Annotated in this window: 19 protein-coding genes; 2 read left to right on the plus strand and 17 right to left on the minus strand. The window is 70.4% G+C overall.

The genetic code is table 11. The annotated features are described in order from the left end of the window. Nucleotides 1-72: 72 nt before the first annotated feature. From QFW96_RS02705 to pdxS, 11 genes are all read right to left on the minus strand, one after another. Complete coding sequence (locus tag QFW96_RS02705) at nt 73-630, minus strand: adenine phosphoribosyltransferase (RefSeq protein ID WP_281453858.1); 558 nt, start codon at nt 628-630, stop codon at nt 73-75. After that, nucleotides 630-1,802, minus strand: coding sequence for a protein translocase subunit SecF (gene secF / locus QFW96_RS02710; protein ID WP_281453859.1), 1,173 nt, complete (start codon nt 1,800-1,802; stop codon nt 630-632). Before secF ends, QFW96_RS02705 begins: the two co-directional genes overlap by 1 nt. Beyond that, nucleotides 1,799-3,355 (minus strand): protein translocase subunit SecD, encoded by a 1,557-nt coding sequence (gene secD, locus QFW96_RS02715; RefSeq protein ID WP_281453860.1) that lies wholly within the window; start codon nt 3,353-3,355, stop codon nt 1,799-1,801. The genes secF and secD overlap by 4 nt, the downstream gene beginning before the upstream one ends. Nucleotides 3,356-3,693: 338 nt before the next feature. Continuing rightward, nucleotides 3,694-4,092, minus strand: a complete 399-nt coding sequence (yajC, locus tag QFW96_RS02720) for a preprotein translocase subunit YajC (RefSeq protein ID WP_281453861.1) — start codon at nt 4,090-4,092, stop codon at nt 3,694-3,696. A 163-nt stretch (nt 4,093-4,255) separates the two neighbouring features. Then, nucleotides 4,256-5,326, minus strand: a complete 1,071-nt coding sequence (ruvB, locus tag QFW96_RS02725) for a Holliday junction branch migration DNA helicase RuvB (protein ID WP_281453862.1) — start codon at nt 5,324-5,326, stop codon at nt 4,256-4,258. An 8-nt stretch (nt 5,327-5,334) separates the two neighbouring features. Next, on the minus strand, nt 5,335-5,934 hold the full coding sequence (gene ruvA, locus QFW96_RS02730; protein WP_281453863.1) for a Holliday junction branch migration protein RuvA: 600 nt from the start codon (nt 5,932-5,934) through the stop codon (nt 5,335-5,337). Further along, nucleotides 5,931-6,533, minus strand: coding sequence for a crossover junction endodeoxyribonuclease RuvC (gene ruvC, locus QFW96_RS02735; RefSeq protein WP_281453864.1), 603 nt, complete (start codon nt 6,531-6,533; stop codon nt 5,931-5,933). Before ruvC ends, ruvA begins: the two co-directional genes overlap by 4 nt. Nucleotides 6,534-6,643: 110 nt before the next feature. Beyond that, a complete protein-coding gene (locus tag QFW96_RS02740) occupies nt 6,644-7,144 on the minus strand; it encodes a DUF4262 domain-containing protein (RefSeq protein ID WP_406689529.1) in 501 nt (166 codons plus the stop codon). 279 nt (nt 7,145-7,423) lie between these two features. Then, nucleotides 7,424-8,176, minus strand: a complete 753-nt coding sequence (locus QFW96_RS02745; protein WP_281453865.1) for a YebC/PmpR family DNA-binding transcriptional regulator — start codon at nt 8,174-8,176, stop codon at nt 7,424-7,426. A gap of 34 nt (nt 8,177-8,210) precedes the next feature. Continuing rightward, a complete protein-coding gene (gene pdxT / locus QFW96_RS02750) occupies nt 8,211-8,855 on the minus strand; it encodes a pyridoxal 5'-phosphate synthase glutaminase subunit PdxT (RefSeq protein WP_281453866.1) in 645 nt (214 codons plus the stop codon). A 60-nt stretch (nt 8,856-8,915) separates the two neighbouring features. Next, nucleotides 8,916-9,818: a pyridoxal 5'-phosphate synthase lyase subunit PdxS gene (gene pdxS / locus QFW96_RS02755; protein WP_281453867.1), complete on the minus strand. Its 903-nt coding sequence runs from the start codon at nt 9,816-9,818 to the stop codon at nt 8,916-8,918. A 199-nt stretch (nt 9,819-10,017) separates the two neighbouring features. On the opposite strand from pdxS, the gene QFW96_RS02760 reads away from it, so the two are divergent. Further along, complete coding sequence (locus QFW96_RS02760; protein ID WP_281453868.1) at nt 10,018-12,126, plus strand: elongation factor G-like protein EF-G2; 2,109 nt, start codon at nt 10,018-10,020, stop codon at nt 12,124-12,126. Nucleotides 12,127-12,242: 116 nt separating this feature from the next. Here QFW96_RS02760 and pgsA read toward each other — a convergent pair whose 3' ends face one another. Continuing rightward, nucleotides 12,243-12,845 carry a phosphatidylinositol phosphate synthase gene (gene pgsA, locus QFW96_RS02765; RefSeq protein ID WP_281453869.1) on the minus strand — a complete coding sequence of 201 codons (603 nt, stop codon included), beginning with the start codon at nt 12,843-12,845 and terminating at the stop codon, nt 12,243-12,245. Nucleotides 12,846-13,068: 223 nt separating this feature from the next. Here pgsA and QFW96_RS02770 point away from each other — a divergent pair, with 223 nt between their 5' ends. Beyond that, nucleotides 13,069-13,593 (plus strand): YceI family protein, encoded by a 525-nt coding sequence (locus QFW96_RS02770; RefSeq protein ID WP_281453870.1) that lies wholly within the window; start codon nt 13,069-13,071, stop codon nt 13,591-13,593. A gap of 71 nt (nt 13,594-13,664) precedes the next feature. Here the strand turns inward: QFW96_RS02770 and QFW96_RS02775 are convergent, their stop codons facing one another. From QFW96_RS02775 to QFW96_RS02795, 5 genes are all read right to left on the minus strand, one after another. Further along, a complete protein-coding gene (locus tag QFW96_RS02775) occupies nt 13,665-14,207 on the minus strand; it encodes an HIT family protein (protein ID WP_281454027.1) in 543 nt (180 codons plus the stop codon). Nucleotides 14,208-14,224: 17 nt separating this feature from the next. Next, nucleotides 14,225-16,222, minus strand: coding sequence for a threonine--tRNA ligase (gene thrS, locus QFW96_RS02780; protein WP_281454028.1), 1,998 nt, complete (start codon nt 16,220-16,222; stop codon nt 14,225-14,227). Between the two features lie 185 nt (nt 16,223-16,407). Further along, entirely contained in the window at nt 16,408-18,474 is a 2,067-nt protein-coding gene (locus QFW96_RS02785) for a putative bifunctional diguanylate cyclase/phosphodiesterase (protein WP_281453871.1), read from the minus strand. A 238-nt stretch (nt 18,475-18,712) separates the two neighbouring features. Beyond that, the gene (locus QFW96_RS02790; RefSeq protein WP_281453872.1) at nt 18,713-19,522 is read right to left on the minus strand and encodes an SAM-dependent methyltransferase; all 810 of its coding nucleotides are present in this window, start codon (nt 19,520-19,522) and stop codon (nt 18,713-18,715) included. Between the two features lie 175 nt (nt 19,523-19,697). Further along, nucleotides 19,698-21,749 carry a putative bifunctional diguanylate cyclase/phosphodiesterase gene (locus tag QFW96_RS02795; protein ID WP_281453873.1) on the minus strand — a complete coding sequence of 684 codons (2,052 nt, stop codon included), beginning with the start codon at nt 21,747-21,749 and terminating at the stop codon, nt 19,698-19,700. Nucleotides 21,750-21,821 lie beyond the last annotated feature (72 nt).

Genomic DNA, 21,821 nt, shown 5'->3' on the forward strand with positions numbered 1-21,821 from the left:
TCGAGATGACCTTGGAACTTCGGTCGAACCGATCACCGACCGTGGTGGCGCTGCCGGGGAGCAGCGCCACCATCAGGACCGCAGCAGGGCTCGGACGTGCTCGCCGACGATCTTGTCGCGGCCCTCCAGGGCCGTCAGCTCCATGACCACGGTGGCCGCGGTGACCTCGGCGCCCGCCTGGCGGATCAGCCGGCAGGCCGCACCCAGGGTGCCGCCGGTGGCCAGCACGTCGTCCACGACGAGGACGCGCTGACCGGACCGCAGCGTGTCGGCGGGCAGCTCCAGGGTCGCGCGGCCGTACTCCAGCTCGTACTCGATGCGGTCGGCGACCTCCGGCAGCTTGCCGGGCTTGCGCAGACCGATCACACCGGTCCCGAAGGCCTGGGCGACGGCCGCTCCGAGCAGGAAGCCCCTGGCCTCCACCCCGGCGACGACGTCGAACGCCAGTCCGCGACCCAGCGCGTCGGTGATCGCCCGCAGCGCCGCCGGATCGGCCAGCATCGGGCTGATGTCGCGGAACAGCACGCCCGGCTCCGGGAAGTCCGGGACCTCCCGGATCAGGCGCACGGATTCCTTGAGCGCGACATCATCTCCGTCGACCACCTCAACGGGAGCGTTTTCCTTCGACATCAACGACGACGCTTCCCGCTCGGACGACCGGCCTTGCCCGCCGGGCGCGCACCCGGCTGCGGGCGCGCGGCACCGGCCGCGACCGGGCGCTTGGGCTCCTCCGGGACCTCCTCGCCCGCCTCGCGGGCGGCGGCCTTGGTCCGCCGCTGCTCGACCTTCTTCGCGTGCGAGCGGTACTTCGACTCGCGCATCTTGAGGTCCACCAGCAGCGGAGTGGCCAGGAAGATCGACGAGATGACACCGGCGATCATGCCGACCATCTGCACCAGCGCCAGGTCCCGCAGCACGCCGACGCCGAGCAGACCGGCACCGACCACGAGCAGGCCCAGCACCGGCAGCAGCGCGATGACCGAGGTGTTGATCGAGCGCATCAGCGTCTGGTTGACCGCCAGGTTCGCGGCCTCCGGGTAGGTGCGGCGGGTCATGCTCAGCAGGCCCCGGGTGTTCTCCTTGACCTTGTCGAAGACCACCACGGTGTCGTACAGCGAGAACCCGAGGATCGTCAGCAGACCGATCACGGTGCTCGGCGTGACCTCGAAGCCCACCAGCGAGTAGATGCCCGCGGTGACCACGACGTCGTGCAGCAGCGCGACCAGCGCCGCCACCGCCATCCACTTCTCGAAGTAGAACGCCAGGAAGATCGTCACCAGCACCAGGAACACGCCGAGCGCGATCAGCGCCTGGGTGGTGATCTCACCACCCCAGGTGCCGGAGACCGCGCTGTCGCTGATCACCTGCTGGCTGGGCTTGCCGGCGGCGTCCAGCGGCTGGGTCTCGGTGAAGATCTCCTGCTTGACCTCCAGGACCTGGTCGACGGTCAGCGACGAGGCCCGGACCTGGATGCTCTGGTTCGCACCGGCACCCACGACCTGCACGGTCTCGGCCGGGTGCCCGACGGCCTTGCTGAAGGCCGACTGGACCTGATCGGTCTCGATCGGGCCCTGCGCGCCGACGGCGGGCATGGAGATCTTGGTGCCGCCCTCGAAGTCGATGCCGAGGTTGAAGCCCTTGAACCCGATCGCACCGATGCACACCAGCACCAGCAGACCCAACGCGATGTACCAGCGGGAGCGCTTGCCGACGATGTCGAAGGCACCGGTCCCGGTGTAGAGCCGGTGGAAGACGCTCTCGCGCTTCTGGGTCTCTTCGATGGGAGGAGTCGTCACCTTCACGCCTCCTTGGAGGTGGTCGCGGTGGCCTTGCGCTCGGCGCGGGCCCGGTTGCCGATGCGTTGCACGGCGCCCAGCCCGGAGACCGACGGCTTGGACAGGAACTTGTTCTTCGAGGCCAGCGCCACCAGCGGGTGGGTGACCAGGAAGACCACCACGAGGTCGAGCACGGTGGACATGCCGAGGGTGAACGCGAAGCCCTTCACCTGCCCGACGGCCAGCACGTAGAGCACCGCGGCGGCCAGGAAGCTGACCGCGTCGGCCGACAGGATCGTGCGCCGCGCCCGGACCCACGCCCGGGGCACCGACGAGCGGAAGGTGCGGCCTTCGCGGATCTCGTCCTTGAGCCTCTCGAAGAACACGATGAACGAGTCAGCGGTGATGCCGATCGCCACGATGAAGCCGGCAACGCCGGCGAGGTCGAGGGTGAAGCCGATCCACCTCCCGAGCAGGACCAGCACGCCGTAGACCACACCGCCGGAGAGGATCAGCGACAGCACGGTCAGGATGCCCAGCAGCCGGTAGTAGGCCAGGCAGTACACGGCCACCAGCAGCAGACCGATGCCGCCCGCGATCAGTCCCGCTTCCAGCGAGGCGACGCCGAGAGTCGCCGAGACCGTCTCGGCCTCGGACTGGTCGAAGGCCAGCGGCAGCGAGCCGTACTTGAGGATGTTCGCCAGGTCCGTGGCGGACTGCTGGTTGAACTGGCCGTTGATGTTGGCGTTGCCGCCGAGCAGCGGCTCCTGGATCGTCGGGGCCGACACGACCTCGCCGTCCAGCACGAACGCGGCGCTCTGGTTGACGTTCGCCGAGGTGAAGTCCGCCCAGGTCTTGGCACCTGCGGCCTTGAAGTTCAGGTTGACCGTCCAGCCCGGCGACCCGCCCTGCGGGTTCGGCGGCTGGGCCATCGAGTCGGCGATCTCCTTGCCCTCGAGGAACACCGGCTCCAGGACGTACTTCGCCTTGCCCTCCCGGTCGCACGCGACCAGCGGCAGCTTCGGGTCGTCGTTGCCGCGCAGCGGGTCCTCGGCGTTGCAGTCCAGGGCCGAAGCGGCCTGCATCAGCACGTTCGGATCGGTGCTCTGCCGGGTCGCCTTGGCCTCCGCGATCGCCTGCTGCGAGTCACCCGGCGGCTGCGCCTGCTGCGGGGTCGTCGGAGCCGGGGCGGCCGGGGCGGCGGGCAGCGTCTGGACGACCTTGCGGAAGTTCAGCTCCGCGGTCTGCCCGAGCTGCTTGGCCTCCTCGCCGCCCGCGCCGGGGACCGTGATGACCACGTTCGACCCGTCGAGGGCGACCTCGGAGCCACCGATGCCCATGCCGTTGACGCGGGTCTCGATGATCTGCCGCGCCTGGTCCAGCGATTCCTTGCTGGGGGGCTGCCCGTCCGGGGTGCGCGCGGTCAGCGTGACCCGCGTCCCTCCCTGCAGATCGATGCCCAGTTTCGGGTTGGGCTTGCCATCACCGGTGAAGAACACCAGTGCGTACAGCGCCACCACGATCAGCGCGAAGATCGCGAGATAACGCCCTGGGCGCAGCTGCCCGGCCGGAGGTGCCACGGTGCGTCGGTCTCCTGTTCAGGGTCTGTTCGGACGCGCGACCCGGCCGAGGCCGAGAGCGCGAGCGACGAGCGGTTTCGCCCTCGACAACGTACCGCCGGTTGTACCGGGTTCCGCCGTTCGATGCGATCTTGTGGCGATCTTCGCCATCACCGCCTGCCACGTACAGCAACCCAGTCTCGCAGGCCCGGGACGGGCCACGACTACGTGGGGTGGCGGAAACGCAGCGACGCGGGACCGGAGCGTCGTCGGCTCCGGTTCCCGCGTCGCGGTGATGACGTGCGGTCGCCCGGCGGGCCGCCCGCGCGCGGGGCCCGTCGTCGGGTCGACCGGGTACGTCAGCTGGTCTTCTGCTTCTCGGCCGACTCGGCGGCGTCCTCGACCTTGGCGTCCTCGGCCTTGGCGTCCTCGACCTTGGTCTCCTCGGCGGGAGCCTCGGCAGCGGGGGCCTCCTCGACGGCCGGGGTCTCGGCCTCGGTGTTGACCTTCTCGCGCACCGCCTGACGCACCCAGGTGGTGGTCATGCCCGGGGCGATCTCGATGTCGATGGTGTCGTCGCTGGTCGACACGACCGTGCCGAAGACACCGGAGGTCGTCATCACCCGGTCACCTGCGGTGATCGAGTTCTGCAGCTTCTGCTGCTCGGCCATCATCCGCTTCTGCTTGCGGGCCTGCAGGAACAGCGGCACCGCGAGCAGAACGATCAGCAGCGGCAGGATCAGGGATTGGAGTTGCATCATGCTCCGTTCAGCGGGCGCACGACAGGACCAACCACGCAGTCCGCGCCCGGTTTGTTCGGATGTTCGTAGCCCCAGTCTGCCAGGTCAACGAAAGTGCCAGGTTGACGCGTGGCAATCGGCTGGTCCGTCGCCACCGTAACGGCGGATTGTCACCATTCGGTCACTCCGCGAACAGCGATGGCGGACCGTCCCCTGGCGCGTTCGCCGGAGGCGTCATGCCCAGGTGGGACCAGGCCGCGGCGGTGGCCACCCGGCCTCGGGGCGTGCGCGCCAGGAACCCGGCTCTGACCAGGTACGGCTCGCACACCTCCTCCACCGTACTGGGTTCCTCGCCCACCGCGACGGCCAACGTGGAGATGCCCACCGGGCCGCCGTGGAAGGACTTGATCAGCGCCCGCAGCACCGCCCGGTCCAGCCGGTCCAGGCCCATCTCGTCGACGTCGTAGACCTCCAGCGCCGCCCGGGCGACCTCGCGGGTCACCGACCCGTCGGAGCGGACCTCGGCGTAGTCGCGGACCCGGCGCAGCAGCCGGTTGGCGATGCGGGGCGTGCCCCGGGAGCGGGCGGCGATCTCGGCGGCGCCGTCGTCGCGCAGGTCGACGCCGAGGATCCCGGCCGAGCGGCGAACCACCTGATCGAGTTCCTCCGGCGCGTAGAACTCCATGTGCGCGGTGAAGCCGAACCGGTCGCGCAGCGGGCCGGTCAGCGCACCGGACCGGGTGGTGGCCCCCACCAGCGTGAACGGGGCCAGCTCCAGCGGGATGCTGGTGGCACCGGGCCCCTTGCCGACGACGATGTCGACCCGGAAGTCCTCCATCGCCAGGTACAGCATCTCCTCGGCGGGCCGGGCGATGCGGTGGATCTCGTCGATGAACAGCACGTCGCCCTCGGTGAGGTTCGACAGCATCGCGGCCAGGTCCCCCGGCTTCTCCAGCGCCGGTCCCGAGGTGACGCGGATGGCCGAACCCAGCTCGGCGGCGATGATCATCGACAGGCTCGTCTTGCCCAGCCCGGGGGGCCCCGAGAACAGCACGTGATCCGGCTGGTCGCCGCGCCGCAGTGCGCCGTGCAGGACGAGTTCGAGCTGCTCGCGCACGCGCGCCTGACCGACGAACTCGCTGAGCTTGCGGGGGCGCAGCGTCGTCTCGACGTCGCCGTCGCCGTCGTCCTCGTGCGCGGCCAGCGAGACGGGTTCCGCGGGGACGGCCGCCCAGTCCTCTTCCTCGTACATCGGCTACCTCACTTGGGGCCGAGGGTGGCCAGGGCCTTGCGCAGCACGGCCGAGGTGTCCAGGTCGCCGCCGCCGTTGGACAGCACGGCCTCCACGCTCTGGTCGGCCTGCTTGGCCGAGAAGCCCAGGCCCACCAGGGCTTCGGAGACCTCGGTGCGGACGCGTCCGCGGTCGACGGTGGCCGTGGGTGCGACGGTGGTTCCCGCGACGACGCCGACCTTGTCGCGCAGCTCCAGGATCAGCCGCTCGGCGCTCTTCTTGCCGATGCCGGGGACCTGGGTGAGCACCGTGAGGTTGCCGTCGGCCAGGGCCGTGCACAGCTGGTCCGGGGTGAGCACGGCGAGGGTGGCCAGCGCGAGCCGCGGCCCGACGCCGGAGGCGGTCTGCAGCAGGCCGAACAGGTCGCGGGCCTCGGCCTCGGCGAAGCCGTAGAGGGTCAGCGAGTCCTCGCGGACGATCAGCGAGGTCCACAGCCGGGCCTCCTCGCCGCGGCGCAGCCCGGCGAGCGTGTTCGGGGTGGCGTGCACCGCCATGCCGACGCCGCCGACCTCGACCACGGCGTGATCCAGGCCGATCGACAGCACCGGTCCGCGCACCGTGGAGATCATCGGGTCCTGCCTCCTGTTCTCGGGCCCTGCGTCCGCTGGGCCTTCTCCTGGGCCGCCTTGAGCTTCGCGCGGTGGGTGCGCGCGGCCTCGGCGGCACGCGCTTCGGCCCGGGCGATCCGGTCCATCATCGGCGCCCGCCACAGGTGGCAGACGCCCAGGGCGAGCGCGTCGGCGGCGTCGGCCGGTTTCGGCGCTTCGGCCAGCCCGAGGATCTTGGTGATCATCGTGGTGACCTGCTTCTTGTCGGCTCGGCCGGAGCCGCTGATCGCGGCCTTGACCTCGCTCGGCGTGTGGAAGGCGACCGGCAGACCGCGCCGGGCCGCCGCGAGCGCGACGACGCCGGAGACCTGCGCGGTGCCCATGACGGTCCGCACGTTGTGCTGGCTGAACACCCGCTCGATGGCCACCACCTGCGGTTGGTGGAGGTCCATCCAGCGCTCGACCTCGGTGGCCACGGTGAGCAGCCGGGTGGCGAGCTCGTCCTCCTGCGGACTCCGCGCCACCCCGACGGCCACGCAGGCCACGGTGCGCCCCTTGCCGCCGTCGACCACGCCGAGCCCGCAACGGGTCAGCCCCGGGTCGACTCCCAACACGCGCACGACGCCACCCACTCAGCCGAAGCCATCGAGAACACTCGTTCGAACCCTAGCGAACCCGGCCCCACCGACCACACCCGACACGCCCTCCCGCTCACCCGGGAGGGTGGATCTCAGGGGCCGTCGACCCCGGGCGTCCAGGACTCGGGCAGGCCGGAGTCGGTGAGGATCGGCTGGTACTCGCGGAAGCCGCCCGGAGCGTCGGGTTGCCACGGGAACTTGGCGTCGTCCGGGCTGGAGACGATGAGCTGCACGGCCGGGAAGTCGGGACCGTTGTAGACCAGGAAGGCCGAGCCGAGGTACTCCGGGTAGTGCTGCAGCGCGATCTTCTCGAAGGTCACCGGGCAGCCCTGGAGGAACCCCTCGTAGAGCTGTCCGGGCTGGAAGCGCTCGCCCTGACCGACTCGCTGCACGTAGGTGTTGACCACCGAGTGCGCGACCTCCTGCGGGAGCCCGATCACCACGACCTCCGGCTTGCCGAAGCGGCGCCACGCGCCCACCGAGAAGGCGTAGGCCGGGCCTCTGTCGTCGCCGGCCACGTGCATGACCGCGGCGCCGTGCTGCTCCGCGGTGTTGACCATCCACTTGCGCAGTGATTCATCGGTGTCGACCACGGCGTCATTCTGCACGTCAACGCAAGAACCGCTCCCCCGGGAGTCCCGGAGGAGCGGTTCGAACTTTCCAGGGCACGCGTGTCGGGCGCAAGCGGCGCAGCCGCGAGGCGTGAACACCACCCTCGCAGCCCGCACCGCCGCGGGTTCTGACACGTCTTCTGGCGAGTACGCCGCGGCGCCGTGTATTGGACATACACAGGCCGTGGCGCACGGAGTCCAGAAGACGTGTCAGGTTCCGCTACCCGCACCGCCAAGCAAAAGGACCACTGACACTGCAGGTCAGGCGTTGACTTCCGCCATCACGGAGTCGCTGACGTCGAAGGCGGCGTAGACGTTCTGGACGTCGTCGCAGTCCTCCAGGGCGTCGATCAGCTTGAAGATCTTGCGCGCGCCGTCGGCGTCGAGCTCGACGTTGACCGAGGCCAGGAAGTTGGTCTCGGCCGAGTCGTACTCGATGCCCTCGGCCTGCAGCGCCTTGCGGACGTCGACGACGTCCGAGGCCTCGCACAGGATCTCGTAGCTCTCGCCGAGGTCGTTGATCTCCTCGGCGCCCGCCTCCAGAACGGCCGCGAGCACGTCGTCCTCGCTGAGGCCGTTCTTGGGCAGCAGCACCACACCGCGGCGGGTGAACAGGTACGACACCGAGCCCGCGTCGGCCATCGAGCCGCCGTTGCGGGTCATGGCGGTGCGGACCTCACCGGCGGCGCGGTTGCGGTTGTCGGTCAGGCACTCCACCAGCACGGCGACGCCGTTGGGGCCGTAGCCCTCGTACATGATCGTCTGCCAGTCGGCGCCACCGGCCTCTTCGCCAGCTCCGCGCTTGCGCGCGCGTTCGACGTTGTCCCCAGGGACCGAGTTCTTCTTGGCCTTCTGGATCGCGTCGTAGAGGGTCGGGTTGCCCTCCGGGTCGCCTCCGCCGGTGCGGGCCGCGACCTCGATGTTCTTGATCAGCTTCGCGAAGAGCTTGCCGCGCTTGGCATCGACGGCGGCCTTCTTGTGCTTGGTGGTGGCCCACTTGGAGTGGCCGCTCATCTCTCCTCCGTCTATCCACGCCCGCGGCGGGCTGTCACCGCTCGCGAACGATCCGTACGAAACAGCGGTGCACTCGCTCGTCCCCCTCGACCAGTTCCGGGTGGAAGGCCGTGGCGAGCACCGCTCCCTGCTGAACCGCGACGATCCTACCGGCGAGACCCTCGCGCTCTGTGGCGTCGGGGGTGGTGTCGGCGTCCGGGACCTCGGACACCGTGGCCAGGACGGACACGCCCGCGCCGATTTTCTCCACCCAGGGAGCCCGGATGAACACCGCGTGGACCGGGTCGTCGATGCCGTGGAAGTCCAGGTCGGTCTCGAAGGAGTCGACCTGCCGCCCGAAGGCGTTGCGGCGGACGACCACGTCCAGCGCGCCCAGCGGCCGGACCGCGGCGGCCCGGTCGTCGTCAACGCTCGACGCCAGCATGATCATTCCCGCGCAGGAGCCGTAGGCGGGCAGGCCGTCGGCCAGCCGGGCGCGCAGCGGTTCGTACAGCTCGAAGGTGTCCAGCAGCCGGGTCATGGTGGTCGACTCGCCGCCGGGCAGCACGATGCCGTCGACCGCGTCGAGCTCCTCGACCCGCCGCACCGGGATCGCGCGAGCGCCGCTGCGCTCCAGCGCGGCCAGGTGCTCGGCCACTCCCCCTTGCAACGCCAGCACGCCGACGAGGGGTTCAGCCATCGTTCCTCCTCACGTGGTGCGGCCGGGCGGTGCGCTCGCACCACCCGGCCGCGAACGCTCTCACCAGCCGCGCGAGGCCAGGCGGTCCTTGTCGCCCAGGTCGTCGAGGTTGATGCCGACCATCGCCTCGCCCAGACCGCGGGAGACCTTGGCCAGGACGTCCGGGTCGTCGTGGAAGGTGGTGGCCTTGACGATGGCCTCGGCGCGCTTGGCCGGGTCGCCGGACTTGAAGATGCCGGACCCGACGAACACGCCCTCGGCGCCGAGCTGGCGCATCATCGCCGCGTCGGCCGGGGTGGCGATGCCGCCGGCGGTGAACAGCACGACCGGCAGCTCACCGGTGCGCGCGACCTCGCGGACCAGCTCGACCGGGGCGCGCAGCTCCTTGGCGGCCACGTAGAGCTCGTCGGACTCCAGCGTGGACAGCCGCCGCATGTCGGCGCGGATCTGGCGCATGTGGCGGGTGGCCTCGACGACGTTGCCGGTGCCGGCCTCGCCCTTGGAACGGATCATCGCCGCGCCCTCGGCGATGCGGCGCAGGGCCTCGCCGAGGTTGGTGGCGCCGCAGACGAACGGGACGGTGAAGGCCCACTTGTTGATGTGGTTGGCCTCGTCGGCCGGGGTGAGGACCTCGGACTCGTCGATGTAGTCGACGCCGAGGGACTGCAGCACCTGGGCCTCGACGAAGTGGCCGATGCGGGCCTTGGCCATCACCGGGATGGAGACCGACTCGACGATGCCCTCGATCATGTCCGGATCGGACATCCGCGCCACGCCGCCCTGCGCGCGGATGTCGGCGGGCACGCGCTCCAGCGCCATGACCGCGACCGCGCCCGCCTGCTCGGCGATCTTGGCCTGCTCCGGGGTGACCACGTCCATGATCACGCCGCCCTTGAGCATCTCGGCCATGCCCCGCTTCACGCCGTCGGTGCCGGTGGGAGCGGTGTCCGCTGCGGTAGTCAACGTTGATCTTCCTTCACATTCCGGTGGTGTTCCGGTAACCAACCTAGACACGAACTGGACCACCGCCACGGTCCACTAACCCTCGATTTCAGTAGTCCACTTGGTCCAGGGGTCCCCCGAGCGCGGCCTTGCACGACCACACCGACGGGTGTGTGATCGGAGACACATCTCTGCTAGCCGGGTAGTGCAGGAGCTCGCCATGGGAAGCAAACAAGCCGGTACAGCAGGCGGGCCGGGAGTACCGGCCCCCACCGAACCCGCTCAGATCCGCAACGTCGTCCTGGTCGGCCCCTCCGCGGCCGGCAAGACCACGCTCGCCGAGGCCCTGCTGGAGCACACCTCGGTCATCCCGCGCCCCGGCGCGGTCACCGAGGGCACCACGGTCTGCGACCACGAACCCGCCTCCATCGACCAGCAGCGCTCCATCGCCCTGTCGATCGCGCCCCTCGGCTACGGCGACACCAAGATCAACCTGATCGACACCCCCGGCTACGCCGACTTCGTCGGTGAGCTGCGCGCGGGCCTGCGCGCCGCCGACGCCGCCCTGTTCGTGGTGGCCGCCGCCGAGGGCGTCGACGCGGCCACCCGCGCGATCTGGCACGAGTGCGCGGCGGTGGGGATGCCGCGGGCGGTGGTCATCGCGCGGCTGGACCAGCCCCGCGCCGACTTCGACACAGCACTGCTGACCTGCCAGGACGCCTTCGGAGGAGGCGTCCTTCCGCTGTACGTGCCGCACGTCGAGGACGGCGAGGTGACCGGGCTGCTCGGGCTGGTCACCGGGAGCGTCTACCAGAACGGCGAGATCCGGCCCGCCGACGACGCGGCGCGAGCGCAGGTCCAGCAGCAGCGCGGCGAGCTGATCGAGGCGATCATCGCCGAGAGCGAGGACGAGACGCTGATGGACCGCTACCTCGCAGGCGAGGAGATCGACGAGGACACGCTCATCGGTGACCTCGAAACGGCGGTGGCGCGCGGCGGGCTGCACCCGGTCCTGCCGGTGTCGGCGCTGACCGGCGTCGGCATCCCCGAGGTGCTCGACGGCATCCGCCGCGGCTTCCCGTCGCCGCTGGAGCACGAGCTGCCCGAGTTCACCGACCCGCAGGGCGGCGACCCTCGGCTGCTCGCGCCCGACCCGGACGGGCCGCTGGCCGCCGAGGTCGTGCACACCTCCGTCGACTCCTACGTCGGACGCGTCTCGCTCGCCAGGGTCTTCTCCGGGACGATGCGCCCGGAGCGGCCGGTGCACGTCTCCGGGCACGGCATGGCCGAGCGCGGGCACCCCGACCACGACGAGGACGAGCGCGTCGCGCACCTGTACTCACCGCTGGGGGCCGCCCTGCGCGAGGTGCCGCACTGCGTGGCCGGCGACCTGTGCGCGCTGACCAAGATCGGTTCGGCGGAAACCGGCGACACGCTCTCCGACCCGTCCGACCCGCTGCTGCTCACGCCGTGGCCGATGCCCGAACCGCTGCTGCCGATCGCCGTCACCGCGCACAACCGCAGCGACGAGGACGCCCTGGCGCGCAACCTCAACCGGCTCATCGCGGCCGACCCGAGCCTGCGGCTGGAACGGGACAGCGAGACCCACCAGCTGGTGCTGTGGTGCATGGGCGAGGCGCACGCCGACGTCGTCCTGCAGCGGCTGCGCGAGGGAGGCGCCGAAGTGGACACGGTGCCGGTGCGGGTGCCGCTGCGACAGACCTTCGCCAAACCGGCGAAGGGCCACGGGCGGCACGTCAAGCAGTCCGGCGGGCACGGCCAGTACGCGGTCTGCGACCTGGAGATCGAGCCGCTGCCCGCGGGTTCCGGGATCGAGTTCGAGGAGAAGGTGGTGGGCGGCGCCGTGCCGCGCCAGTTCATCCCCAGCGTCGAGAAGGGCGTGCGCGCGCAGCTGGAGAAGGGCATCACCGAGGGCTGCCCGGTGGTGGACGTGCGGGTGACGCTGGTGGACGGCAAGGCGCACAGCGTCGACTCCTCCGACGCCGCGTTCCAGGCCGCCGGCGCGCTGGGCGTCAAGGCCGCCGCCGAGCAGGCGGGGCTGACCACGCTGGAACCCGTCGACGAGGTCGCGGTGCACATCCCCGACGAGCACCTGGGGGCGATCCTCGGCGACCTTTCCGGACGGCGCGGCAAGGTCGTGGGCACCGAGCCCGAGGACGGCGGGTGGACGGTCGTGCGCGCGCACGTGCCCGCCAGCGAGCTCATCCGCTATCCGGTCAACGTCCGCTCGCTGACCTCCGGCAGCGCCACGTTCACCCGCCACTTCGAGGGCTACGAGCCGATGCCGGAGAACCTCGTCCCCAAGTGAGGACGGTTTTAGTGAAAACTGTCCGGACAAAACGGATATTGATCATGGACAGTTTTCACTAAAACTGTCCCCTGGCAACCAACGGCGCCCCCGGAACACCCGCTCCAGGGCGGGAGTCACGCCTGGGCCGAGGTGTGGACGGCGTGGAGGCGTTGGGTGATGGTCGCGAGGGTGAGGGCCGCCAGCAGCCAGATGGCCACGTCGAGGACGTAGGGGACGCCGAGTCCGTGGAGGCCCGCCCCGGTGAGGATCACGAGGAAGCGCTCGGCTCGCTCGGCGAGGCCGCCGTCGGCGTTCAGGCCGTTGGCCTCCGCCCGGGCCTTGACGTAGGAGATGACCTGGGCACCCGCCAGGCAGATCAGCAGCCCCAGACCGCGATCCCGGTCGCCGTCGACGACCAGGGCCCACCACAGCAGCGAGCCGAACAGGACTCCGTCGACGATGCGGTCGCAGCTGGCGTCGAGCACCGCGCCGAAGCGGGTGACGCGGCCGCCCACCCGCGCCATCGCGCCGTCGACGAGGTCGAAGAGCAGGAACAGCGCGGTGACCACGGTGCCGACGAACAGCTCACCGCGCGGGAAGAACCACAGCGCCGACGCGACCGAGGCGACGGCGCCGAGGACGGTCACCGCGTTCGGCGTCAGTCCGATCCGGACCAGGCCGAGACCGATCGGATTGGTCAGCCGGGACAGGGACGCCCGCGCGAAGATGTTCAGCATGTGCCTTCAGGTGCCAGCCGTGGGTCGGGGTCGGGTGTGGGGTCCGCGCACGCGACGCGTTCTTGCAGATTAACCGGATCTCGATCGCCTGGAGCCCGCCGGTGCGGCGATCCGCGAACCTCCTCGGTGAGCCGGCACACACCCGGGAATGGTTGAAGCTTCAACCGAGTTGGTCCAGAGTGAAAGCAACACACCCCACCCGGCCCGCCTGGAGGCACACACCATGACCGCGACCGCGCAGATCCCCGGTTACACCGTCGGCACCTGGGACATCGACCCGGTGCACTCGGACGTCACCTTCTCCGTGCGCCACATGGGCGTCGGCAAGTCCCGGGGCCGCTTCGGCGCCTTCTCCGCCGAGATCGTCACCGCCGAAGACCTGCTGCAGTCCTCGGTGACCGCGAAGATCGACGTCTCGTCGATCGACACCCGCAACGCCGACCGCGACGCCCACGTGCGCAGCGCCGACTTCTTCGACGCCGAGCAGCACCCCACCGCGACCTTCCGCTCCACCGGCATCCGCCAGGACGGCGAGGACTACCTCATCGACGGTGAGTTCACCCTCAAGGGCGTCACCAAGCCGGTCACGCTGACCGCCGAGCTCAACGGCTTCAGCGACAACCTGCTGGGCATCTCGGCCACCACCACTCTCAACCGCAGCGACTTCGGCGTCGGCCCCGCCGGCGGCGCGGTCGTCGGCGAGAAGATCTCCATCACGCTGGACATCGAGGCCCAGCTGCGGAGCTGACCCTCCCCCTCAACGAAGAAGCAGGACCGGCATCGCGCCGGTCCTGCTTCTTCTGCTTCAGGTGAGGAACGTCAGCCCACTTCCGGCCAGGCGTCCGCCAGCAGCTTCCAGGTGTCGCCCAGCAGCTGCGGGAGGACCTTGGTGTGGCCGATGACCGGCATGAAGTTGGAGTCACCACCCCAGCGCGGCACCACGTGCTGGTGCAGGTGCGCGGCGATGCCCGCCCCGGCCACCGGCCCCTGGTTGAGGCCGATGTTGAAGCCGTGCGGCGCGGAGATCGCGCGAATCACCCGCATCGCGCGCTGCGTGTACTCGGCGACCGCGACCGTCTCCTCCGGCGTGAGCTCGGTGTAGTCGGCGACGTGCCGGTACGGCAGCACCATCAGGTGCCCCGGGTTGTACGGGTAGAGGTTCAGGATCGCGAACACCAGCTCGTCGCGGGCGACGATCAGCGAATCCTCGTCCGGCTGACCGGATTCCAGCAACCGGCAGAACGGGCAGCCGTCGCTGTCGGTGCCGACCGGCTTGTTCTCGCCCTGGATGTAGGCCATCCGGTGCGGGGTCCACAGCCGCTGCAGCGCGTCCTCGACCCCGACACCCTCCTGCCGCGTCATCTCGACGCCCTCACCGCTCACGCTTGACCTGCCTGGAAGTTCTCCGCGGTCGGCGATGCGTTCTCCCGCCGCTGAATCCAATCGACCAGCGCGGTGACCGCGTCGTCGACGCCGACTCCGTTGATCTGCGTGCCGTCGCGGAACCGGAACGACACCGCGTCGGCCTCCACGTCCTTGCCGCCCGCCAGCAGCATGAACGGGACCTTCTGCGTGGTGTGGTTGCGGATCTTCTTCTGCATCCGGTCGTCGCTCGTGTCGATGTCGACGCGGATCCCCTTGGCGCGCAACGCCTTGCGCACCTTCTCCAGGTGGTCGACGTGCTCGTCGGCGATCGGGATGCCCACCACCTGGACCGGGGCCAGCCACGCCGGGAACGCGCCCGCGTAGTGCTCGGTGAGCACCCCGAAGAACCGCTCGATCGAGCCGAACTTCGCCGAGTGGATCATGATCGGGCGCTTCCGCTCACCGTCGGCCGCCTGGTACTCCAGCTCGAAGCCCTCGGGCTGGTTGAAGTCGTACTGCACGGTGCCCATCTGCCAGGTGCGGCCGATCGCGTCCTTGGCCTGCACCGAGATCTTCGGGCCGTAGAACGCCGCCCCGCCCGGGTCGGCCACCAGCTCCAGACCGCTGTCGTGCGCGACCTGCTCCAGGATCGCCGTGGCCTCCGCCCAGTCGGCGTCGGAACCCGCGAACTTGTCCGGCTTGGAGTCGTCGCGGGTGGACATCTCCAGGTAGAAGTCGTCCATGCCGAAGTCGCGCAGCACCGAGAGCATGAAGTTCAGCAGGTGCTTGACCTCCTCCGGCGCCTGCTCCTTGGTGCAGTAGCTGTGCGAGTCGTCCTGCGCGAAACCGCGCACCCGGGTCAAGCCCTGGATGACGCCCGACTTCTCGTACCGGTACACGTGCCCGAACTCGAACAGCCGCAGCGGCAGCTCCCGGTAGGAGCGCCCGCGCGAGCGGAAGATCAGGTTGTGCATCGGGCAGTTCATCGCCTTGAGGCGGTACTGGTACCCGTCGAACTCCATCGGCGGGAACATCGTGTCCGCGTAGTACGGCAGGTGACCCGAGGTGTGGAAGAGCTGCTCGTGCGAGATGTGCGGCGTGCCGACGTACTCGAAGCCCTCCTCGATGTGGCGCTGGCGGACGTAGTCCTCCATCTCGCGCTTGATGATCCCGCCCTTGGGGTGGAACACCGGCAGGCCCGAACCGATCTCGTCCGGGAACGAGAACAGGTCCAGCTCGGCGCCCAGCTTGCGGTGATCGCGCCGCTCAGCCTCGGCGAGCCGCTCGACGTACTCCTCCAGCTTCTCCTTGGACTCCCACGCGGTGCCGTACACCCGCTGGAGCTGCTGGTTGGCCTGGTCACCGCGCCAGTAGGCGGCGGCGACGCGGGTCAGCTTGAAGGCCGGGATGAAGCGGGTGTGCGGCACGTGCGGTCCGCGGCAGAGGTCGCCCCAGACGCGCTCGCCGTGCCGGTCGATGTTGTCGTAAACGGTGAGCTCGCCGCCACCGACCTCCATCACCTCGGAGGTGTCCACGTCGTCCACATCGGACTTGATGTCGACGAGCTCCAGCTTGTAGGGCTCGCTCGCCAGTTCCTCCTTGGCGGCCTCGATCGACTCCAGCCGCCGGCGGGAGAACTTCTGGCCGGACTTGAGGATCTGCTTCATGCGCTTCTCCAGCGCCTGCAGGTCCTCCGGGGTGAACGGCTTGTCGACGTCGAAGTCGTAGTAGAAGCCGTCCCGCACCGGCGGGCCGATGCCCAGCTTCGCGTCCGGGAACAGGTTCTGCACCGCCTGCGCGAGCACGTGCGCGGCGGAGTGCCGGATGACGTTGCGGCCGTCATCGGACTCGGCGGCCACCGCCTCGACCTCGGCGTCGGCCTCCGGCGCCCAGTCCAGGTCGCGCAGGTTCCCCTCGGCGTCGCGGACCACCACGACGGCCTCCGGGCCCTTCGACGGCAGACCCGCTTCGGCGACGGCCGCGCCCGCGGTAGTGCCCGCCGGAACCTTCACCCGGGGTGCTTGCTGGGCGTGGGAAGGCTGTACCGACACGATCACTCCTAGACTGGGCCGTTTCACCGGCGCGGATACGTTGCGCAACCCGATGCTATCGGGACCCACCAATCCATTAACGCCCAGCCCAGGCCCTTGAAGGGGGTTCCAGACTCATTTTGCGCAGCGGTGCGGGTAGCGGAACCTCAGCGGCCCTCCGGGTCGGCGATGAGCTCGTGGAGCTCCAGGGCGGACACCCGCTCACCTGCGAACGCGCCGATCGCGCAGCGCACGCCCAGGGCGCCCAGCCGCTGCGCCTGCAGCTCGTCGTCGACACCGCCGGCGACCACCGGCAGGTCCATCAGCTTGGCCGCCCCGGCCGCCGCGCTCAGCAGGTACTCGTCGAGCGGATCGGGCCCGTCCGGATCGGCGAACCCGGCCAGGTGCGGGCCGTCGATGCGCACCCCGTGCAGCGGCAGCCCGCGCAGTCGAGCCAGGCGCGTGTAGTCGTCGCCGAACTGGGAGACGATCAGCTTGATGCCCATCTCGGCGAAGATCTCGACGGTGTCCACCGCGTCGCCCTGGTGGTCGAACAGCGCGGCCTCGGGCATGCCCAGGGCCAGCGACTCCGGCGGCAGCCCGGTCTCGCGCAGCACCCGCTGCACGTCGTTGACCAGCTCGGGATCGCGGCAGTGCCGGTGCGAGAGGCCCACCGCCGCGAGCGGCCCGCGCGCGCCGAAGCGCTCGGTCCACTGCGAGGCGTGCCTGCAGACCTGCTCCAGAGCCCAGCCGCCGAGCCGGGTGATCAGCCCGGTCTCCTCGGCGAGGTCGCGGAACGACTCCTCCCCCAGCTCGCCGAACTCCGGGTGGTCCCAGCGGATGCTCGCGGCCGCGGCGAACAACGAGCCGTCGTCGAGCCGCCGCACCGGCTCGTACTCGACGAACAGCTCCCCCTGGTCGAGGGCGGCGGGCAGCGCCGCGGAGAGCTTGAAGCGGTCGCGGGCCTCGGCGTTGAGCGCGGCGTCGAAGAGCACCCACTGCGCGCGGCCGTCCTGCTTGGCGCGGTAGAGGGTGATGTCGGCGTCGCGCAGCAGCGCCTCCGCGTCGGTCCCGGCGACCGGGCGCTCGACGACGCCGACGCTGGCCGAGGCCGCCAGCTCGTGGGCGCCGATGCGGGCCGGTCGGGTGACCTCCGCGAGCATCTTCTCCACCTGCGCGACCAGACCCGCGGCACCGTCGGTGTCGGGCACCAGGACGACGAACTCGTCACCGCCCATCCGCGCCGCCAGCGCCCCGAACTCGGCCGTGAGCGCCTGCAGTCGCTGGGCGACGGCGCGCAGCAGCTGGTCGCCGACGGGGTGGCCGAGGCTGTCGTTGACGGCCTTGAACCCGTCGAGGTCGAAGAAGCACAACCCCACCCGCCTGCCGGTGTGGGTGGGTTCCAGGGCCCGCTCCATGCTGGTCTGCAGCTGGGTGCGGTTGGGCAGGCCGGTCAGCGGGTCGTGCACGGCCTGGCGTCGGAACTGCTCCTGGAGCATGTGCCGGTCGGTGATGTCCTCGAAGAGCATCACCAGGTAGTCGGGGTCGTCGCGGGCGTCGCGGACCAGCGAGGCCGACAGCTGGGTCCAGATGTGCGAGCCGTGCTTCTCGGTGAAGCGGATCTCCAGCTGGTAGCGGTCGACCTCGCCGCGCACCAGGTCGGCGTTGGCCGCGGCCAGCTCGCCGACCCAGGCGGTGTCGGCGAGGTCGAAGATCGTCCGGCCCACCAGCGACTCCTCACTGAGCCGGAAGATCCTGGCCATCGAGGGGTTGATCTCGTCGACGATGCCGTCGAGGGTGACGATCGCGATGCCCAGCGCCGACGAGGTGAACACCGCCCGCGACCGCGCCTCGGAGGCGCGCAGGGCCTCCTCGGCGGCGTCGCGGGCGTCGAGCACCGACTGCTTGATGATCTCCTGCTCGCCCAGCGTCTGCTCGCGCAGCGCCCCGGCGAAACCGGACCCGATCGCGCCCAGCACGTCGATCAGCCCGGCCGGGTCCAGATCCCGGTACCGGGGCAGCTCGGCCGCCAGGTGGTTGAGCGTGCGGTGGACGACGACGGGGTTGGTGAAGTGCACGCGGACGAGGCGTTCCCCCGCCTGGCGAGCGGGTTCCAGCGGTCCGTCGCAAGCGACCAGGACGTCGTCGAAGCACTTCGCCAGAAACGCCTCGATCTCGGGACGGCCCATCGCCACGTAGCTGGTGTGGATGATCTCGCGCGTCCACTGAGCCACCACTCGCAGGCGATCGTCCGCCCCGCGGTCGAACCCTCCCTCGATTTCAGGCATCCCTCACACCTTCTGCCCGGCCTCGTCGCCGGTCACGATGAACTCCCGCCCCCGTCGCGTCGAAAACCCCGGCTCTCGCGGCGACGAGCGTTCGCGGCTCTCGACGCCGGGGGTGCCGGGTCGACGAGGGTGCGGTCGGGGCCAGTCTGGCGATCATGCCGGGTCCTCGCACGACGAGCGGTGATCACGCCTTGCGACCGAGGAGTCCGTAGACGATGGATTCCTCGGGCCGGTCGCCGACGTCCTCCGGGGAGTCCGGGTGCCACTCCGGGACGTAGACGACGCCGGGCTCGATGAGCTCGAAGTCGGCGACGAGCTCGGCGACCTCGGCGCGGGTCCGCAGGGTGACCGGGTTGGTGCTGTTCTCGTAGAGGTTCACCAGGCCCTGCACGCCTTCCGGGAACTCCTCGCCGGTGACGTGGGAGAAGCCGAGGTAGCTGCCCGGGGCGAGCTTGTCGTGGTACTGGCGGATGACCTCGCGCGGGTTGGCGCTCTCCGGCACGAAGTGCAGCAGCGCCACCATCATCACGGCGATCGGCTGCGAGAAGTCCAGCATCCGCTGGGTTTCCGGTGCGTCGAGCACACCGGCCACGTCGAGCAGGTCGGCCTGCACGATCGTCGCGTTGTCGTTGCCGTCGAGGATCGAGCGGCTGTGCGCGACGGCGACCGGTTCGTTGTCGACGTAGACGACGCGGGCCTGCGGGTCGACGGCGTGCACGATCTCGTGCACGTTGCCCGCGGTCGGGATGCCCGAGCCGATGTCGAGGAACTGGCGGACGCCCTGGTCGAGGCAGTAGCGCACCGCGCGGCGCAGGAATGCGCGGTTGTTCAGCGCCACCTCCTTGACGTTGGGCACCACTTCCAGGACCTTCTTGCCGAGCTCGCGGTCGGCGGCGAAGTTGTGCGCTCCGCCTAAGTAGAAGTCGTAGCAGCGGGCTGCGCTGGGCTTGTCCAGGTCGACGCCCTCGGCCAGCCAATCGGGTCGCTGCTCCATAGATTCAGCCTCCTGCACGTGGATTCGACACCCGAAAAGGTGATCAAGAAGCCTCATCGTACTGTCACTCAACGCTTCTGAACATGCACCCAGAGTGGATATTCGGAACCGCGCGGTACCAGCTCTTTTCGGGGTCTCGTCGGGTTTCTCGGGGATGTCGAGCCGGATTCGGCTCCTACCGGGCACCGCCCACGAGTTCGGCGACCTCCATCGCCGAGACCCGGTCGCTGACGTGCGGGCCCTGGATCAGGCGCACACCGATCTCCCCCAGCCGGTGGGCCTGCTCCGCGGTCGTCACACCGGTGGCCAGCACCGGCAGATCCATCAGTTGCGCCGCGCCGACGGCGCTGCGCACCAGGTACTCGCTGATCGGTTCCGGGCCGTCGGGGTCGGCCATGCCCTCGATGTGCGGACCGTCGATGAGCACGCCCGCCAGCGGCAGGTCCTTGAGCCGGTCGACCCGGGTGTAGTCGGAGCCGAACTCGTGCACGAACAGCCGGATGCCCATCTCGGCGAAGATCTCGACGGTGTCCACCGGATCGCCCTGGTAGTCGAACAGCGCCGGTTCCGGCAGGCACAGCACCAGCGACTCGGCGGGCAGCCCGGTGCCCTCCAGCGCCTCGCGCACGCCGCGGACCAGCTCCGGGTCGCGGCAGTGGCGCGCCGACAGCGTCAGCCCGAGCAGCGGGGCGTGCTCGCCGAGTTCGCGCACCCAGCGGGCGGCGTGCGCGCCCGCCTGCTCCAGGGTCCAACCTCCGAGCCGGGTGATCAGCCCGGTCTCCTCGGCCAGCCCGAGGAACCGGCTGGACGGCAGTTCGCCGAACTCGTCGTGGTCCCAGCGCACGTTGGCCAGCACCGCCAGCACCTCGCCGGTCTCGACGTCGGCGACCGGGTCGTACTCGACGAACAGCTCGTGCTTCTCCAGCGCCGAGGGCAGCGCGGCCGAGAGCCGGAAGTTCTCGTGCGCCACCGCGTTGCGCTCGGCGTCGAAGAGCACCCACAGCGCGCGGCCGTCGCGCTTGGCGCGGAACAGCGTGATGTCGGCGTCGCGCAGCAGCGAACCGGTGTCGGTGCCCACCACCTCGCGCTCGACGATGCCGACGCTCGCCGAGGCGGTCAGCTCGTGCGCGCCGATCCACATCGGCTGGGTGAGCTCCCGCAGCATCCGCTCGACCAGGTCGATCACGTGCGCGGCGTCGTAGGAGTCGGGGATGACCACGGCGAACTCGTCGCCGCCGGTGCGCGCCACCACGGCGCTCTCGGTCGCGGCCAGCGACTGCATCCGGCGACCGACCTCGCGCAGCATCCGGTCGCCGATGCCGTGCCCGAGGCTGTCGTTGACGGCCTTGAAGCCGTCCAGGTCGAACAGGCACAGGCCCACCCGGCGACCCGGGTAGACGGTGGTCAGCGCCGCGTCGAGGCAGGACTCCAGCTGCGCCCGATTGGCCAGCCCGGTCAGCGGGTCCTGGACGGCCTGGCGCCGGAACTGCTCCTGGAGCATGTGCCGGTCGGTGATGTCCTCGTAGTGCAGCACCAGGTGATCGGGCCGGTCGAGGCCGTCGCGGACCAGCGTCGCGGTCAGCCGGGTCCACACGTGGGTGCCGTCGGCGGCGGTGTAGCGGGTGTCGAGGCTGACCTCCTCACCCGCTCCGTCGGCGAGGTCGCCCAGCGCGCCGGTGAGCTCGGGGCGCCAGCGGTCGTCGGCGAGATCGAGGACCGAGGCGCCGGTCAGCGCGGCCTCGGAGAGCCGGAACATGCGTCGCAGGGCGGCGTTGGTCTCCTCGACGACGCCCGCGGTGCTCGCCACGGCGATGCCGACGTTCGGCGCGTTGAACAGCGCCTGGGTGCGGGCCCGCAGGTCGCGGCCCGAGTTCCGCTCCACGGCACCGGTCCGCAGGCTCTCCGCGAACCCGGCGGCGAGGTGGCCGAGGGCGGCCACGATCCGGTCCGGCGGCACCTCGGGCAGCAGCACCGGCAGCTCGGCGGCCAGCAGCTTGAGGGTCCCGGGCAGGACCATCGGGTTGTCGCGGTGCAGCGGCAGCAGCTCCGCGCCCGCGTTGCGGGCCTCGCCCGCGCGGTCGGGGCAGGCCAGCTCGCCGAGCAGGTGCTCCAGGCAGTTGCTCAGCAGGTCCTCGACGTCGCCGCGGTTCAGCGGCGCGTAGCTGTTGTGCGCGATCTCGCGCTTCCACCGCTGGATGAACTCGGGGCTATCCACCCTGGTGATCACGGTTCGGCTCCGTCGGCGCTCCGGTGTGGCGTTCGACGCACTCGCCCACCCTGTCCTCGACTCTTTCGTCAC

The sequence above is a fragment of the Saccharopolyspora ipomoeae genome, assembly GCF_029952525.1.
GTDB classification, from domain to species: domain Bacteria; phylum Actinomycetota; class Actinomycetes; order Mycobacteriales; family Pseudonocardiaceae; genus Saccharopolyspora; species Saccharopolyspora ipomoeae.

Coding starts and splice junctions, on each gene's coding strand:
- QFW96_RS02770 (WP_281453870.1), top strand. CDS start 13,069: ATGACCGCGACCGCGCAGATCCCCGGTTACACCGTCGGCACCTGGGAC.
- pgsA (WP_281453869.1), bottom strand. CDS start 12,845: ATGCTGAACATCTTCGCGCGGGCGTCCCTGTCCCGGCTGACCAATCCG.
- ruvB (WP_281453862.1), bottom strand. CDS start 5,326: ATGTACGAGGAAGAGGACTGGGCGGCCGTCCCCGCGGAACCCGTCTCG.
- yajC (WP_281453861.1), bottom strand. CDS start 4,092: ATGCAACTCCAATCCCTGATCCTGCCGCTGCTGATCGTTCTGCTCGCG.
- ruvA (WP_281453863.1), bottom strand. CDS start 5,934: ATGATCTCCACGGTGCGCGGACCGGTGCTGTCGATCGGCCTGGATCAC.
- QFW96_RS02790 (WP_281453872.1), bottom strand. CDS start 19,522: ATGGAGCAGCGACCCGATTGGCTGGCCGAGGGCGTCGACCTGGACAAG.
- QFW96_RS02745 (WP_281453865.1), bottom strand. CDS start 8,176: ATGAGCGGCCACTCCAAGTGGGCCACCACCAAGCACAAGAAGGCCGCC.
- QFW96_RS02705 (WP_281453858.1), bottom strand. CDS start 630: ATGTCGAAGGAAAACGCTCCCGTTGAGGTGGTCGACGGAGATGATGTC.
- QFW96_RS02775 (WP_281454027.1), bottom strand. CDS start 14,207: ATGACGCGGCAGGAGGGTGTCGGGGTCGAGGACGCGCTGCAGCGGCTG.
- pdxT (WP_281453866.1), bottom strand. CDS start 8,855: ATGGCTGAACCCCTCGTCGGCGTGCTGGCGTTGCAAGGGGGAGTGGCC.
- QFW96_RS02760 (WP_281453868.1), top strand. CDS start 10,018: ATGGGAAGCAAACAAGCCGGTACAGCAGGCGGGCCGGGAGTACCGGCC.